The organism is Streptomyces sp. ADI95-17, assembly GCF_003846175.1.
GTDB lineage: Bacteria > Actinomycetota > Actinomycetes > Streptomycetales > Streptomycetaceae > Streptomyces > Streptomyces sanglieri.
This window is the reverse complement of sequence record NZ_ML123045.1, coordinates 530,239-546,402: the sequence shown is the minus strand read 5'-3', so window position 1 is coordinate 546,402 and position 16,164 is coordinate 530,239. Positions and strand designations below refer to the sequence as shown.

Genomic DNA, 16,164 nt, shown 5'->3' with positions numbered 1-16,164 from the left:
CCGTGCGCGGCTTTACGAAACGTTGACCCCGAAGTCTAGAGCGATACCTCGCAGCCCGGACGCGTACCCCTGTCCCACTGCACGGAACTTCCACTCGCCGTTGTACCGGTAGAGCTCGCCGAAGATCATCGCGGTTTCCGTCGAGGCGTCCTCGCTGAGGTCGTAACGCGCGAGTTCCTGACCGTCCGCCTGGTTCACCACGCGGATGAACGCATTGCTGACCTGGCCGAAGGTCTGGCCCCGGTTGTCGGCGTCATGGATCGACACCGGAAAAACGATCTTGTCGCAATGCGCCGGCACCTGGGTGAGATTCACGATGACCGATTCGTCGTCGCCCTCGCCCTCACCCGTGAGGTTGTCACCGGTGTGCTCCACGGAGCCGTCGGGGCTCGTGAGGTTGTTGTAGAACACGAACCATTCGTCGCCGAGCACCCGGCCCGACTGGCACAGCAGCGCGCTGGCGTCGAGGTCGAAGTCGGCACCCGTGGTGGATCGTGCGTCCCAGCCGAGCCCGACCAGCACCTGGGTGAGGTTGGGTGCGGCCTTGGAGAGGGAGACGTTGCCTCCCTTGGCGAGCGTGACGCCCATGGTGTGTGTCCTCCCCGAGTCGATGAACCGTCTGCCGGGCCCACCGGGCGTTCGAGCCCGCGAGCCGTCTGTCTAGCGCGTCCGGCGCCGCACAGGGGTGCGGCGCCGGACGGGGTACTGCCGGCGTGACCCGGGCCTCACCTCGACGGCACTGCCCGGTCGCGCCTTCTCAGACGTTGACGCCGAAGTCCTGCGCGATGCCGCGCAGCCCCGAGGCGTACCCCTGACCGATGGCACGGAACTTCCACTCCGCCCCGTTGCGGTACAGCTCGCCGAAGACCATGGCGGTCTCCGTCGAGGCGTCCTCGCTGAGGTCGTAGCGGGCCAGCTCGCTGTTGTCGGCCTGGTTGACCACGCGGATGTACGCGTTGCGCACCTGGCCGAAGCTCTGCTGGCGGGTCTCGGCCTCGTAGATCGAGACCGGGAAGACGATCTTGTCGACATCGGCCGGGACACCGGCCAGGTTCACCTTGATGACCTCGTCGTCGCCCTCGCCCTCACCGGTGAGGTTGTCACCGGTGTGCTCGACGGAACCGTCGGGGCTCTTGAGGTTGTTGAAGAAGACGAAGTTCCCGTCGCTGCCGACCTTGCCCTCGGCGTTCGTCAGCAGTGCGCTGGCGTCGAGGTCGAAGTCACCACCGGTGGTGGTGCGAGCGTCCCAGCCGAGCCCGACGACGACCGCCGTCAGGTTGGGCGCGGCCTTGGTCAGCGAGACGTTGCCGCCCTTGCTGAGGCTGACTCCCACGAGTCCTCCCATTGGTTTCCTTGGGGGCCGGCAGGCGCCGGCGCCTCCACGTTGCGTTGGCATCCGATCAACGACTGGATCCTAGTGACCGGTTCCCGGCGAAGCAGGCTTTTCACCGGGTCGCATGCGGATCCGCCGGTGCCGGATCAGAGCGCGTCGAGCGCCTTGATGTACTCGTTGAGGTCGCGTGCGTCGGGCAGACCGTTGACGACGGTCCAGCGCACCACGCCCTCCTTGTCGATGATGAAGGTGCCGCGCACCGCGCAGCCCTTCTCCTCGTCGAAGACGCCGTAGGCCCGCGAGGTCTCGCCGTGCGGCCAGAAGTCCGAGACCAGCGGGTATTCGAGGCCCTCCTGCTCGGCGAAGACGCGCAGGGTGTGGATGGAGTCGTTGGACACGGCGAGCAGCTGCGTGTCGTCGTTCTCGAACTTCGGCAGCTCGTCGCGGAGCGCGCAGAGCTCACCCGTGCAGACGCCCGTGAAGGCGAACGGGTAGAACAGCAGGACGACGTTCTTCTCGCCGCGGAAGTCGGAGAGCTTCACGGTCCGGCCGTGGTTGTCCTTCAGCTCGAAATCCGGGGCCTTGGTGCCGACCTCGATCGCCATGAAAAGCGTCCCTTCGCTACGTTCACCGGGCTGGGCTGTCCGGGTGACTCCCACCCTACGCAGAGCCCGCGGCGAGCCACGCGGCGCCCGCACGGGGACACCCGGCGGCCCCGGCCGCCCCGCGGTTGTACGAAGGCCCCCGGCGGCTCGGTGCCGTCGGGGGCCTTCAGGGCGAAATGCGTGGAGCGTGGTTCAGCGCTTGGGTGCGACCAGGCGGCTGCCCGTCCAGTCCTTGCCGGCGCTGATGCTCCTGGTCTGGGAGAGACCGGCTGTCTGAGCGGCCTCGTTGATGTCGCTCGGTTCGACGTATCCATCACGGCCGGTCTTCGGCGTCAGCAGCCAGACCGTACCGCCGTCCTCGAGCAGACCAATGGCATCCACCAGCGCGTCCGTAAGGTCGCCGTCCTCGTCGCGGAACCACAGCAGGACGACGTCTGCGACGTCGTCGTAGTCCTCATCGACGAGATCCTGGCCGATCGTGGCCTCAATGCCCTCACGGAGCTCCTGCTCGACGTCGTCGTCGTAGCCGATCTCCTGGACCACCTGTCCGGGCTCGAACCCCAGGCGTGCTGCCGGGTTGGTCCGCTCCTCCGCGTGGTCCGCGGTCGCGCTCACGGGTTGCCTCCTGATCATGTTTCGGAAAATGCTTGAGCCACGCGCGTGCGCGGGGCGTTGGCCGTAGTCCACACGGGAGCGGCGGATCGCGCAAGTACCCGGCGTCCGAGACCGCCTAAACGGTGACGTTCCCTGACACGTCGCCGCACTGTCGGCAGATCCCCTCCGGGGGCCCGGCGCTACCGTCCACACCCTTTACGTCCTTCCACAGCTTATGCCGTTTCGGTCCGTCATTCGGAGTCGAACATCCTTTGGGAACGCTTGGACGGGTTGGGCGTATGGTTGCGGTTTGGCCCGACCCATCCCCGCGTTCCGGCCGCGATGTCTCGCAACACGGCGGTTACCCCTCGGTAGAGATGACGTTTGCGCCCTCGCGGTACACGATGGTGATGGCGCACTTGCATACATCCCGGGGGCATGTTCTCCCTCGATCAGGCCCTGTAGAGCACCACCGAACAGCGAAGGAACAGCGTGGCTTCCGGATCCGATCGCAACCCGATCATCATTGGCGGCCTGCCGAGCCAGGTCCCGGACTTCGATCCCGAAGAGACCCAGGAATGGCTCGACTCGCTCGACGCCGCAGTCGACGAGCGAGGCCGCGAGCGGGCCCGTTACCTGATGCTCCGGCTCATCGAGCGTGCGCGCGAGAAGCGCGTCGCCGTGCCGGAGATGCGCAGTACGGACTACGTGAACACGATCGCCACGAAGGACGAGCCGTTCTTCCCCGGCGACGAGGAGATCGAGCGCAAGGTCCTCAACGCGACCCGCTGGAACGCGGCCGTGATGGTGTCGCGCGCCCAGCGCCCGGGGATCGGTGTCGGCGGTCACATCGCCACCTTCGCCTCCTCGGCCTCGCTGTACGACGTGGGCTTCAACCACTTCTTCCGGGGCAAGGACGACGGCCTGGGCGGCGACCAGATCTTCTTCCAGGGGCACGCGTCCCCGGGCATCTACGCCCGCGCCTTCCTGCTCGACCGGCTGAGCGAGGCGCAGCTCGACGCCTTCCGCCAGGAGAAGTCGAAGGCGCCCAACGGCCTGTCCAGCTATCCGCACCCGCGGCTGATGCCGGACTTCTGGGAGTTCCCGACCGTTTCGATGGGCCTCGGCCCGCTCGGCGCGATCTACCAGGCCCGGATGAACCGCTACATGGAGGCGCGCGGCATCGCCGACACCTCCAAGTCGCATGTCTGGGCGTATCTGGGCGACGGCGAGATGGACGAGCCCGAGTCGCTCGGCCAGCTCTCCATCGCCGCCCGTGAGGGCCTGGACAACCTCACCTTCGTGGTCAACTGCAACCTGCAGCGGCTCGACGGCCCGGTGCGCGGCAACGGCAAGATCATCCAGGAGCTGGAGTCGCAGTTCCGCGGCGCCGGGTGGAACGTCATCAAGCTGGTCTGGGACCGCTCCTGGGACCCACTGCTCGCGCAGGACCGCACGGGCATCCTGGTCAACAAGCTGAACACCACGCCGGACGGCCAGTTCCAGACGTACGCCACCGAGTCGGGCGCGTACATCCGTGACCACTTCTTCGGGGACGACCCGCGGCTGCGCGACATGGTCAAGGACATGACCGACGACCAGATCCTGCACCTGGGCCGCGGCGGTCACGACCACAAGAAGGTCTACGCGGCCTACGCGGCGGCCAAGGCCCACAAGGGCCAGCCGACGGTGATCCTGGCGCAGACGGTCAAGGGCTGGACCCTGGGGCCGAACTTCGAGGGCCGCAACGCGACCCACCAGATGAAGAAGCTCACGGTCGAGGACCTCAAGCGGTTCCGCGACCGGCTGCACATCCCGATCACGGACAAGGAGCTGGAGGACGGCCTTCCGCCGTACTACCACCCGGGCCGCGACTCGGAGGAGATCCAGTACATGCACGACCGCCGCAAGGGCCTGGGCGGTTACGTCCCGACCCGTGTGGTGCGTGCGAAGCCGCTGGTCCTGCCCGAGGACAAGACGTACGCGACCGCGAAGAAGGGTTCGGGTCAGCAGTCGATCGCCACCACCATGGCGTTCGTCCGGATCCTGAAGGACCTCATGCGGGACAAGGAGATCGGCAAGCGTTTCGTGCTGATCGCGCCCGACGAGTACCGCACCTTCGGTATGGACGCCTTCTTCCCGAGTGCGAAGATCTACAACCCGCTGGGCCAGCAGTACGAGGCGGTGGACCGTGATCTGCTGCTCGCGTACAAGGAGTCGCCGACCGGTCAGATGCTGCACGACGGCATCTCGGAGGCAGGCTGCACGGCGTCGCTGATCGCCGCCGGTTCGGCGTACGCCACGCACGGCGAGCCGCTGATCCCGGTGTACGTCTTCTACTCGATGTTCGGTTTCCAGCGCACCGGTGACCAGTTCTGGCAGATGGCCGACCAGCTCGCGCGTGGCTTCGTGCTGGGCGCGACCGCCGGCCGTACGACGCTGACCGGTGAGGGGCTCCAGCACGCGGACGGCCACTCGCAGCTGCTCGCCTCGACCAACCCGGGCTGTGTCGCGTACGACCCGGCGTTCGGCTACGAGATCGCGCACATCGTCAAGGACGGTCTGCGCAGGATGTACGGCGGGACCCCCGAGGAGAACGAGGACGTCTTCTACTACCTCACGGTCTACAACGAGCCGATCCAGCATCCGGCCGAGCCGGAGAACGTGGACGTCGAGGGCATCCTCAAGGGCGTGTACCGCTTCAAGGCGGCCGACCGGGGCGAGATCCCGGCCCAGATCATGGCGTCCGGCGTGGCGGTCCCGTGGGCGGTCGAGGCGCAGCGGATCCTCGCCGACGAGTGGAACGTCCGGGCGGACGTCTGGTCGGCGACCTCCTGGAACGAGCTGCGCCGCGAGGCCGTGGAGGTGGAGCGGCACAACCTGCTGCACCCGGAGGAGGAGCAGCGCGTCCCGTACGTCACGCGGAAGCTCTCCGGCTCCGAGGGCCCGTTCGTGGCGGTCTCGGACTGGATGCGTTCGGTGCCGGACCAGATCGCGCGCTGGGTGCCCGGTGCGTACCAGTCGCTGGGTGCGGACGGCTTCGGCTTCGCCGACACCCGTGGCGCGGCCCGCCGGTTCTTCCACATCGACGCGCAGTCGATCGTCCTCGCGGTGCTCACCGAGCTCGCGAAGGAGAACCGGATCGACCGTTCGCTGCTGAAGAAGGCGATCGACCGGTACGACCTGCTGGACGTCACCGCGGCCGACCCGGGCGCGGCCGGCGGCGACGCGTAACAACGACGCACGGCGTACGGAGGGCGGCGGGACCTGCTGGTCCCGCCGCCCTCCGGCGTACCCGGCCGGGTCCCCGTCCTCCGGTCAGTTCTCCCAGACCTTGAAGGCCCTGACCTGGTACGGGGACCGGGGCACCCAGGTGCCGCCGCCCGGGTAGGTGTCGAACTCACCGGTCTCGGCGCATTCCGCCGACTGGTACGTGGTGACGGGGCGGCCGGTGCGGTTGGCGAGCGACTGGACGCTGCTGCCCTTCGGCAGCGGGACACAGCTCTCGATGTCGATCGTGGACAGCTCGTGGGTCCGGCGGGTGCCGGTGAACTCCGGCTCGTCCCAGAGGCAGAGCTGGCCGGCGCCGCAGGGTCCGGGCCGGGCGGGCGCGGAGTGGGCGGCGCTCTCCGGGATCAGGGCGATGGCCGCCAGCGAGGCGGCGGCCAGGGTGGTGGCGAGAACGGTCGTGCGCATGGAAATCGACCCCCGTGGTGGTGCGAATCAGTTGCACGCACCCTGACCTGCGGGGCAACGCCCGGGGAAGGGGCCTCAGGGCACACCACCCTGATAGGCGACAGCCCCGCCGGAACGGTCCGGCGGGGCTGTCGTACGTACTGTGTTGACGCGTGGGCGCGAGCCCCGGGCGTCTCGGCGACGACCGGTCAGATGTGTCCGGCGCCCGCGCCCGCCTCGGCGTTCGCACCGCGCTTGGTGAGCGTGGCGACCAGCGCCGCGACGACCGCGACGATGCCGGCGACCATGAACGCCGTGCTCATCCCTGACACGAAGGTGTCATGGGCGACGCCCGCGATCTTCCCCGCGACCTCCGGCGGGACGTTGCCGCCCACCGGCGGGATGCCGACCTCGACGGCCGAGGACGCCTGGTCCAGCTGCTGCGGGCTCAGCGGCGGGAGCTGTGCCGCCTTCCAGTTGTCGGCCAGCTTGGAGTCGACCTGGGAGGCCATGACGGCGCCGAGCACCGCCGTGCCGAGGCTGCCGCCGACCTGCATGGCGGCCTGCTGCAGACCGCCCGCGACGCCGGAGAGCTCCATCGGGGCGTTCCCGACGATGACCTCGGTGGCGCCGACCATCACCGGGGCGAGGCCGAGGCCGAGCAGACCGAACCAGATCGACATGGTCAGGGTGCCGGTGCCGATCTCCAGCTGGGACATGCCGAACATGGCGACCGCCGTGCACACCATGCCGCCGACCAGCGGGACGCGCGGGCCGAACCTGGTGATCATGGCGCCGGCCAGCGGCGAGGCGACGATCATCATGCCGGTCAGCGGCAGCAGGTGCAGACCGCTGTCGACCGGGCTCAGACCGTGCACGTTCTGGAGGTAGAAGGTGACGAAGAACAGCCCGCCCATGAACGCGAAGGCCATCAGCACCATCAGGACCGCACCCGCGGACAGCGGAATGGAGCGGAACATGGCGAGCGGGATCAGCGGTTCCCTGACGTTCTTCTGGGAGAGCGCGAAGACCACGAACAGGGCCACGGCGGCACCCAGGAAGCCGAGCGTCTTGTAGTCGCCCCAGCCCCACTCGGAGCCCTTGATGAGCGCCCAGATCAGGCAGAACATCGCCTGCGACAGCAGCACGATGCCGCCGATGTCGAAGGAGCGCGGTGCGTTCTCGGCGCGGTGGTCCTTGAGGATCACCAGGCCCAGCAGCAGCGCGATCACACCGACCGGCACGTTGATGAAGAAGACGGACTGCCAGCTGACGTGCTCGACGAGCACGCCGCCGAGGATCGGACCACCGGCGGTCGAGGCGCCGATCACCATGCCCCAGATGCCGATCGCCATGTTCAGCTTCTCGGCCGGGAAGGTGGCGCGCAGCAGGCCGAGCGCGGCGGGCATCAGCAGGGCGCCGAAGAGGCCCTGGAGCACCCGGAACACGATCACCAGGGCGACGCTGTCGGACAGGCCGATGGCCCCGGATGCCGCGGCGAAGCCGATGACGCCTATGAGGAAGGTCTGGCGGTGGCCGAACCGGTCACCGAGTTTGCCCGCGGTGATCAGGGAGACCGCGAGGGCGAGCATGTAGCCGTTGGTGATCCACTGGACGTCTGCGAGCGAGGCGTTCAGATCCTGCTGGATGGCGGGGTTGGCGATCGCGACGATCGTGCCGTCGAGCGCGACCATCATCACGCCGATGGCCACGGAGAAGAGCGTCAGCCAAGGGTGGCCGCGCAGCCCCTTGGCCGGTGCGGGAGCGACGGTTTCCTGCGGCTCCCGCGACGCCTTGTCGACGGTGGTCTGACTAGTCATGCCGGGGACACTAGTGTCAGCCTCTGACAGTTGACAAACCATTTCACAAGACAGTAACTGTCATGTAGCTCACAGGTACGCTGAGCTGGACAAAGCAGGAGAAAGAAGGCCGGTTAAGTGACCGATGAGCAGCGGGCCGCGTATCCGACCGGACTGCGTGAACGGAAGAAGCGACGCACCCGGGACGCCCTGCTGCACGCCGCCCTCGATCTTTTCACCACACAGGGGTACGAGGAGACCACCGTCGACGAGATCGTCGAAGCGGTGGAGGTCTCCCAGCGCACCTTCTTCCGCTACTTCGCCAGCAAGGAGGAGGCCGCCTTCGCCATCCAGGAGATGGTGGAGTCGAGTTTCCTCTCGGAGCTGCGCCGGCGCCCCGCCGAGGAGGCCCCGTTCGACGCGCTGCGCGGCGCGGTCCTGTGCGCCTGGAACAGCATCGGCGAGACGATCGAGGAACTCGTCACGGTCGAACTCCACATGCGTACGTACCGGATGATCGAATCGACGCCCTCACTGCTCGCCGCCCATCTGCGGCGGTGCGCGGACCTGGAGAACCAGATCGCGCTGCTGATCGCCCGCCGCGAGGGGCTCGACGTGGACGAGGACCCGCGGCCGAGGGTCGCCGTGGCGGCGTTCTGCGGGGTGATGCGGGTGACCGGTCAGCTCTGGGGGCGCGGCCGGGAATCCGGCGTGGACTCGCTGCGCGCCCTGACCGAGGCGTACCTGGACCAGCTCGGACCGGCACTGGCCGGCAACTGGCGTACGGAATCCGGCGCGACGGCCGGGTAGCGGCGCGGAGCCGGGCAACACCCGTGACTTCCCCGCCCGGTGTGCCGTACGCCTCAGCGGCGCGGCATGACCGACTTCACAACAGCCGTTCCCCGGTGGCCGGATGCGACCTCCGAGAGGCGCTCCGCGCGCCTGAGCGTGCGCGGGACAGCCACGCAGCGTGAAAAGCGCGATGCCGAATTCCCCGCAGCCGAGTGATGTGCGTCACCCTCTTCACGGCTGTGGTCGCGCGTCTCCTAATGTGGGCCGCAGTGACTTCCTTCGACTCCTCCCCCACTCTCACCGCATGGCGCGCGCTGCTCGCCGTCGCGGTCGTGTTCGTGATGCTGGCGACCACTGGCTGGACCGCCGTACGTCACCAACGCTCCGACGAGCCACGCACCATCGCCCTCGCCGCCTGGGCTCGGGGCCGGGTGGCGGGTCATGCGCTGCCGGACGCCGACGCGCCGCCGTACCGGCTGGCCCACTTCTTCGCCACGCTCACGGCCGCGCAGCGCGCCGGGCTGGCCGACAAGTACCCCTTGGTCGTGGGCAATCTGAACGGCGCACCGGTGACTCTGCGCTACCGCGCCAATCGGCGGGCCGTGGGGCAGGCGCAGAAGGTCGAGCAGCGGCGCATGCACGATGAGCGGCTCTCGCCCGAGGGCCGCGCCGAGGCGGTCCGCCGGATGCACCGCTTCGGCTCGATGCTCGCCCGCGGCCGCCACTTCCTGGCCTTCGACCCGTCCGGGAAGGGCCGCGCCGCGGAGGTGTTCGGCAGTCTCGACCGGGCCGAACGGATCTCCGTGATCGTCCCCGGCGTCGACACCAATCTGCTGACGCTGGAACGGCCCGAGCCCAAGGTGAACGCCGCCCCGGTCGGCATGGCGAAGTCGCTGTACGCGGCGGAGCGCGCCGCGCGCCCCGGCACCCGTACCGCCGTCATCGCCTGGGCCGACTACACCACGCCCGCCGGGATCGGCATGGACGCGGCCCTGGGCAACCTCGCCGAGCGCGGGGCGGTACGGCTGAACGCCCTGGTGGAGGCGCTGCCCGGCACCGCCCCCGTCTCGTTGTTCTGCCACAGCTACGGCTCGGTGCTGTGCGGGGTCGCCGCACATGAACTGCCCGCCAGGGTCGGCGACATCGCGGTGGCCGGCAGCCCCGGCATGCGGGTGGAGAACGCCGCGCAGCTGCGGACCGGGGCCAGGGTGTGGGCGATGCGCGATCGCGACGACTGGATCGAGGACGTACCGAACCTGGAGTTCGGCGGCCTGGGTCACGGGGCGGACCCGGTCGACCCCGGCTTCGGCGCGCGGATCGTCTCGGCGGGCGACGCGCTCGGGCACAGTGGCTACTTCGAGCCGGGGACCGAGAGCCTCGGCAACTTCGCCGCCATCGGCACGGGCTCCTACGAATCGGTGAGCTGCGCGCCCGCCGATGGCTCCTGCCGTGAACGAATCACCGGAAGCCGGGCCGCCTGACGGGTGCAGGGGCCCGGGCGGGCCATCGATCGCAGCGTGCGCCGAGGGGGGACGTGTGGGGCAAGTGCCGCATACGATGAGGCACATGGGTGATGTGCTGGCCGGAATTCATGCCACCTGGGAGTTCGACACCGACTCCGTGCTCATCCGCTTCGAACGGGGGATCCGCACGCCGAAGCTCTTCCAGAGCCTGCGGGAACGACGCGTCCCGCACGCGGCGCTGTCGTCGGTGACGCTGACCCCGGGCAAGCGGGGCACGGTGGTCCTGCGTGCCGTGCCGAGACCGGGTGCCGATCCGCTGGTCGAGGCCGCCGCCGGGCAGCTGAAGGACGGCTGCGATCCGTACCGGCTGGTGCTCCCCGCCGAGCGCGAGACGCTGGCCGAGTACTACGCGGACGAGCTGCGCGCCCGGCTCGGCCCCGACGCGGCGGAGCCCGCCGACCGGTTCCTGGTCGCGGCGCCCGAGGCACCGATGCAGTTCAAGGCGTACGACGGCCGGGCCGCCTTCGACGGGCACCGGGTCTCCTTCCGCTGGTTCTGGACGGGCGCCTCCACGGCGAAGTGGAAGGCCGGCGACCAGACGTTCCCGGTGACGGAGCTGAGCGGTGTCGAGTGGCGCTCGCCGGAGGCCTTCGAGGGCTATCTGCGGCTGGTGCCGAGGGGCCTGGAGACCGCGGTCCCGGGACCGGGCGCGGGCGCGGGCGAGGTGCCTGCCCGGAGCAGTGGTCCGGGCCTGGTCGCGGAGCCGGGCGCGGCGCACGGCCCGCAGCCGGTCGCGGGCCGCCCCGCCAGGGCCGATCAGGACCCGGCCGCGGTGATCTTCGGCCTCGGCTACGGGCCGGTCCACGAGTCGCTGCCGTTCGCCGCGGCCGTGCTGGAATCGGTGCGCAGGAACCATTCAGCTCCTGCCGTGCCCGCCGCCGTCCTGGCGGGCGCCGGACGGCGCGACCCGGCGGACATCGCGGAGCGGATCCGGCACCTCGGGGAGCTGCACCGGGCCGGTCTGGTGACGGACGACGAGTTCAGCAGCAAGAAGGCCCAGCTGCTCGCCGAGCTGTGAGACCCGTGGCGGCCGCGGCGACCGGCGGGTAGTACCCCCGTACGAGAATCCCGGCGGCGGACCGGAACCCTGGTATGACGCCACCGGGCCGGTCCGCTGCTTAGGCTGCTGCGGCCATGACGACCACCCCGCCGTACGTTCCGCCCGAGGCGCCGCCGCGCCCGCCGCCCGCCGCCGACGGGCTGGTGAGCGCCGCCCGCCGCAATCTGCGCGAGATCGCCCACGGTCTCGCCCACCCGTCCCATCCCCCGGTCCCGCCGCTCGCGAACGCGTCCAAACGGTGGCGGAGGCTGCTGCCGTACATCGCCGTCCTCGTCCTCGCGGCGATCTTCGTTCCGGTCACGCTCAATGTGCTGACCAACGAATACGACATGGCCGAGGGGCTGGCGGGCCTGCTGGCCGTCGCCCAGACGGCGCCGCTGCTGATGCTGGCGCACCGCCCGTTGCAGGCGTGGTGGATCATCTTCCCCGCCGACATCGTGGGGGCGCTGGTACTGCTGCGGTACCCGGAACCGCTGATGGCCGTCTGGCCGTGGCCGCCACCGACACTGATCGCCTACCTCTTCGTGATGCTGGCGGTGGCCCTGCGCGAGACCCGCCGGACCGTGATCTCCGTCTGGGCGCTGACCGCCGTGGCGAGCCTGGTCCTGCACCTGGGCGGCACGGACCGCAGCAACGGCACCGCGGGACTGCTTCCGGCGTTCGGCGCGGTGTTCATGGTGATCGGCGCGGTGATACGTGAACGGGGCGACGCACAGCGCCGGCTCGCCGAGCAGGAGACCATCAGCGAGGCCGAGCGGGCGCAGCGCACACTGCTGGAGGAGCGCACCAGGATCGCCCGCGAGCTGCACGACGTGGTCGCGCACCACATGTCCGTGATCACGGTCCAGGCCGACTCCGCGCCCTACCGGATCAGCGGCCTGCCCGAGCAGGCGCACGAGGAGTTCGCCGCGATCGCGGCGAGCGCCCGGGAGTCGCTGACGGAGATGCGGCGGCTGCTGACGCTGCTGCGCAGCGACGGCACGGAGGGCGAACGGGCACCGCAGCCGGGGCTCGACCGGGTGCAGCAGCTGGTGGAGGCGACGGTGCGGGCGGGGCTGCCGGCCGAGCTGTCGCTGTCGGCCCGGCTGCCGGACGTGCCGCAGGCGGTGGATGTGTCGGCGTACCGGATCGTGCAGGAGGCGCTGGCCAACGTGATCCGCCACGCCCCCGGGGCGCGGACCCGGATATCGGTCACCTCCGACGGCACGCATCTGACCGTCCTGGTGGTCAACGACCGTGCGCGGCAGCCCGATTCGCCGCTGGAGGCGTCCGGCACGGGGCACGGCCTGGTCGGGATGCGGGAGCGCGTACGGTTGACCGGCGGCACGCTCGACACCGGACCGCTGCCCGACGGCGGCTTCCGGGTGGCGGCGCGGCTGCCCCTCGATCCTGCTACGCCCCCGGCCCCGGAGGACTCTTGACCATTCGCGTGATCATCGTCGACGACCAGGCCATGGTGCGGGCGGGGTTCGCGGCGCTGCTGTCGGCGCAGAGCGACATCGATGTGGTCGGTGAGGCACCGGACGGGCGCCGGGGCGTCGAGGTCGGCCGCAGCACCCGTCCGGACGTGGTGCTGATGGACGTCCGGATGCCGGAGATGGACGGCCTGGCGGCGGCCCGTGAGCTGCTGAACCCGCCGGTGGGGGTGGTGCACCGGCCGAAGGTCCTGATGCTCACCACGTTCGATGTGGACGACTACGTGTACGAGGCGCTGCGCGCCGGGGCGTCCGGCTTCCTGCTGAAGGACGCGCCGCCGGCCGACCTGATCTCGGCGGTGCGGGTGGTCGCGGCGGGCGAGGCGCTGCTCGCGCCGTCCGTGACGCGCCGTCTGATCGCGGACTTCGCCCGGCAGGGCCCGACCGGGGCCACCCGGAGCGGCCAGTCGCTGCGGCTGAACGGGCTGACTCCACGCGAGACGGAGGTGCTGGAGCTGATCGCGCGGGGCCTGTCCAACCAGGAGATCGCGGGGAAGCTGGTACTGGCCGAGCAGACCGTGAAGACGCATATCGGCCGGGTCCTGGCCAAGCTGGACCTGCGGGACCGGGCACAGGCGGTGATCTTCGCGTACGAGGCGGGGGTGGTGGTGCCGGGCGAGGGGTGACGCCGTTCTCGACTCGCTCTACTTGTCGAAGACGAAGCGGATGTTGTTGTCGTCCAGGTACTTGATGTCGATCTCGCAGCCCTTTTGCAGCCTCGACGAGTAGAAGGCGGAAACCGTGTCCCTGCCTTCCACCTCCTTGGTCACACCGTCCTCGGTCCAGGAGAGCCGGTACTTGATGTTGGAGGATCCGCCGTCGTTCGAACCGAGGTATCGCACGTCCTCGACCACGGCCAGGATGTCCCGGCCCTCCCACCGGATCTTGTGGTCGCGCATGAAGAGACGAACGATGTAGGAAATAGAACCCCCGATTATCACAATGGAAATAATTGCAACAAACAGCATGGGCGCACCCCTCGTATAAACGTGCCGTACCGCAGGTCGATGCCATCATCCACCACGGCACCGGAACCCGGGGCCACGGGGTGCGGTGGCCCCGGGCGGCCGGACTACTCGCGCGCCGCGGACGTCGAGCTCATGTCCGGGTAGCGGTCTCCCGCCACCAGCCCCGCGATCGGCTCCAGCCGCGCCAGCTCCTCGTCGGTCAGGACGAGCCGGGTGGCGGCCACGTTCTCCAGCAGGCGGCTGCTCTTGCGGGTGCCCGGGATCGGCACCACGGTCAGCCCGTGCACCTGGGCCCGCTGCTGCACCCAGGCGAGCGCCACCTGCGCGGCCGACGCCCCGTGCACCGCCGCGATCTTGTGGACGGGCTCCAGCAGCGCGGCGTTCGTCTTCGCGTTGTCACCGGTGAAGCGCGGCTGGTACTGACGGAAGTCGCCCTGCGACAGCTCCTTGGCCGCGTCAGTGAACGCCCCGGTCAGGAACCCCCGGCCGAGCGGCGAGTACGGCACGAGGGTCACCCCGAGCTCGACGGCGGCCGGTACGGCGCTGCGCTCGACGTCACGGCTGAAGAGCGACCACTCCGACTGAAGGGCCGCGATGGGGTGCACCGCGTGCGCCTCGCGCAGCTCCGCGCCGGTCACCTCGCTCAGCCCGAGCTGCTTGACCTTGCCCTGCTGGACCAGCTCGGCCATCGCGCCGACGGACTCGGCCAGCGGGACGGCCGGGTCGCGGCGGTGCATGTAGTAGAGGTCGATGACGTCGGTGTCCAGCCGGCGCAGGCTGTCCTCGACGGCCTTGCGGATGTACGCGGGGTCGTTGCGCACACCCCGGTAGTGCGGGTCGTCGTCCTTGCGCTCGATGGCGAACTTCGTGGCGAGGGTGATCTCGTCCCGGTGCGCCCCGACGAACGGGGCGAGGAAGGTCTCATTGGCGCCGAGGCCGTACACATCCGCGGTGTCGAAGAGGGTGACGCCGGCCGCCAGGGCCGTCTCCAGCGTCTCGCGGGCGGAGAGCTCGTCGGTGTCGCCGTAGAACTCGCTCATGCCCATGCAGCCGAGCCCCTGCACGCCGACCTGCGGGCCGCCGTCGCCGAGCTCCACGGTGGTGATCTTGTCGTCAGTCATCAGGCACTGGGCCTTTCCGGCGCCCGTCGGGCGCTCGCATAGAAGTCGATCTTGTGGTCGAGCACGGCGAGCGTGTCCTGGAGCTCCGCGATCCGCGTGATCACATCGCGGCGGGTCGCCTCCAGCAGCTCCTGCCGCTCCTCGAAGGTGTGCTCGCCCTCGCGCAGCAGCTCCGCGTACCGCACCATGTCGGCCACCGGCATCCCGGTCAGCCGCAGTTTGCCGACGAAGGCCAGCCAGTCCAGATCGCGGTTGGTGAAGCGGCGCTGGCCGGTGTGGGACCGGCCGACGTGCGGCATCAGCCCGATCCGCTCGTACCAGCGCAGGGTGTGCGCGGTGAGCCGGTCAGGGCCGCGACCTCACTGATGGTGTACCCGTCCCGGCCCTCGGCGCGCGGATGCGCCTGCGGAGCCGTGGCACAGGCGTCCGCCTTCACGGAAGTGCTCTCCATCACCGTCATGACCTCCACGCTAGAACCTTGGAGTGCACTCGAAGCAAGCGCGAACGGGGATGGGTTCCGGCGGCGACGAACTCGACCCGGAGCACCGGGTGCCTACGGGGTCAGGAGGCGACGGACCGTGATGCCCTCCCCTTCGGCAACGATGATTCTTATCCCTGAAGCGCCGACCGATCGATAGTGGAGCACCACAAGCCCGCCTCGCCAGCTCGGCTCCGTCTTCGCGAAGGCTGCCTCGGGAACGACGACCGGGCCGCGAAAACGCCGCTTGAACGCAACGCCGGAGCACGAGGCGGCCAGCTTCCCGTAGACCATGCTCTTTCTGCCAGTGACCTCTGCCCACGCAACCCGGCAAGGTATCTCGAAGGAATCTCCGGCTTCGGCCCCGGCCGCGCGACGCACTGCCCGGCGCCGCACAACCCCTCTCGCTGTGGAACTCGCCGCAGCGCCAACCAATACCAAGGCCGTTATTGATCCGAAACGCATTGTGTTCATGCTCGTTGACGATGTGTGAGCGATCGCGTGGGGGATGCGCGGGCGTGGTCGCCGGGCGCGCAGGAGGCCGTGCGGTTGCTGGCGGAGGGCCGGGACCGGGCGGAGGTCGCTTCCTTGTTCAAGGTGTTGGCCAGGGCCGTGGACAACTGGTGGGCGAAGTGGCAGGCCGACGGACGCGGCGCACTGCTCGCCGCACAGGCGAACACCAGGCCCTGTCCGAGACCGAGGCAGGCCGCCGTCCTTGAGCACATCCCCTGTGATCTGGGG

15 protein-coding genes and 1 pseudogene are annotated in these 16,164 nt (G+C 69.6%); 7 read left to right on the top strand and 9 right to left on the bottom strand.

What is annotated here, in order from left to right:
• Positions 1-12: 12 nt before the first annotated feature.
• The 4 genes from EES42_RS10540 to EES42_RS10525 form a co-directional block, all read right to left on the bottom strand.
• The gene (locus EES42_RS10540) at positions 13-588 is read right to left on the bottom strand and encodes a TerD family protein (protein ID WP_093542977.1); all 576 of its coding nucleotides are present in this window, start codon (positions 586-588) and stop codon (positions 13-15) included.
• 169 nt (positions 589-757) lie between these two features.
• Entirely contained in the window at positions 758-1,333 is a 576-nt protein-coding gene (locus tag EES42_RS10535) for a TerD family protein (RefSeq protein WP_037696943.1), read from the bottom strand.
• A gap of 146 nt (positions 1,334-1,479) precedes the next feature.
• Positions 1,480-1,938 carry a peroxiredoxin gene (locus tag EES42_RS10530; protein ID WP_124717865.1) on the bottom strand — a complete coding sequence of 153 codons (459 nt, stop codon included), beginning with the start codon at positions 1,936-1,938 and terminating at the stop codon, positions 1,480-1,482.
• 192 nt (positions 1,939-2,130) lie between these two features.
• Positions 2,131-2,553, bottom strand: a complete 423-nt coding sequence (locus tag EES42_RS10525; protein ID WP_124717864.1) for a DUF3052 domain-containing protein — start codon at positions 2,551-2,553, stop codon at positions 2,131-2,133.
• Positions 2,554-3,024: 471 nt separating this feature from the next.
• Between EES42_RS10525 and aceE the strand changes: the two genes are divergently transcribed.
• Entirely contained in the window at positions 3,025-5,766 is a 2,742-nt protein-coding gene (gene aceE / locus EES42_RS10520; RefSeq protein ID WP_124717863.1) for a pyruvate dehydrogenase (acetyl-transferring), homodimeric type, read from the top strand.
• A gap of 84 nt (positions 5,767-5,850) precedes the next feature.
• On the opposite strand, the gene EES42_RS10515 is transcribed toward aceE, so the two are convergent.
• Both EES42_RS10515 and EES42_RS10510 read right to left on the bottom strand, forming a co-directional pair.
• Complete coding sequence (locus EES42_RS10515) at positions 5,851-6,228, bottom strand: peptidase inhibitor family I36 protein (protein WP_124717862.1); 378 nt, start codon at positions 6,226-6,228, stop codon at positions 5,851-5,853.
• 188 nt (positions 6,229-6,416) lie between these two features.
• The gene (locus EES42_RS10510) at positions 6,417-8,027 is read right to left on the bottom strand and encodes an MFS transporter (protein WP_124717861.1); all 1,611 of its coding nucleotides are present in this window, start codon (positions 8,025-8,027) and stop codon (positions 6,417-6,419) included.
• A 117-nt stretch (positions 8,028-8,144) separates the two neighbouring features.
• On the opposite strand from EES42_RS10510, the gene EES42_RS10505 reads away from it, so the two are divergent.
• From EES42_RS10505 to EES42_RS10485, 5 genes are all read left to right on the top strand, one after another.
• Entirely contained in the window at positions 8,145-8,816 is a 672-nt protein-coding gene (locus tag EES42_RS10505) for a TetR family transcriptional regulator (RefSeq protein WP_124717860.1), read from the top strand.
• Positions 8,817-9,067: 251 nt separating this feature from the next.
• Complete coding sequence (locus EES42_RS10500; protein WP_124717859.1) at positions 9,068-10,279, top strand: alpha/beta hydrolase; 1,212 nt, start codon at positions 9,068-9,070, stop codon at positions 10,277-10,279.
• A gap of 85 nt (positions 10,280-10,364) precedes the next feature.
• Positions 10,365-11,339 carry a DUF4429 domain-containing protein gene (locus EES42_RS10495; RefSeq protein ID WP_124717858.1) on the top strand — a complete coding sequence of 325 codons (975 nt, stop codon included), beginning with the start codon at positions 10,365-10,367 and terminating at the stop codon, positions 11,337-11,339.
• 116 nt (positions 11,340-11,455) lie between these two features.
• Entirely contained in the window at positions 11,456-12,802 is a 1,347-nt protein-coding gene (locus tag EES42_RS10490) for a sensor histidine kinase (protein WP_124717857.1), read from the top strand.
• Entirely contained in the window at positions 12,799-13,482 is a 684-nt protein-coding gene (locus EES42_RS10485; RefSeq protein ID WP_124717856.1) for a response regulator, read from the top strand. The genes EES42_RS10490 and EES42_RS10485 overlap by 4 nt, the downstream gene beginning before the upstream one ends.
• A gap of 18 nt (positions 13,483-13,500) precedes the next feature.
• Here the strand turns inward: EES42_RS10485 and EES42_RS10480 are convergent, their stop codons facing one another.
• From EES42_RS10480 to EES42_RS10470, 3 genes and pseudogenes are all read right to left on the bottom strand, one after another.
• On the bottom strand, positions 13,501-13,755 hold the full coding sequence (locus EES42_RS10480; RefSeq protein WP_241196347.1) for a hypothetical protein: 255 nt from the start codon (positions 13,753-13,755) through the stop codon (positions 13,501-13,503).
• A gap of 173 nt (positions 13,756-13,928) precedes the next feature.
• Positions 13,929-14,945 (bottom strand): aldo/keto reductase, encoded by a 1,017-nt coding sequence (locus EES42_RS10475; protein ID WP_124717854.1) that lies wholly within the window; start codon positions 14,943-14,945, stop codon positions 13,929-13,931.
• Positions 14,945-15,405, bottom strand: a pseudogene (locus EES42_RS10470) (MerR family transcriptional regulator). Before EES42_RS10470 ends, EES42_RS10475 begins: the two are co-directional and overlap by 1 nt.
• Positions 15,406-15,912: 507 nt before the next feature.
• Between EES42_RS10470 and EES42_RS45585 the strand changes: the two are divergent.
• Positions 15,913-16,164: helix-turn-helix domain-containing protein (locus tag EES42_RS45585; protein ID WP_241196346.1), on the top strand; the 252-nt coding region annotated here is incomplete at its 3' end.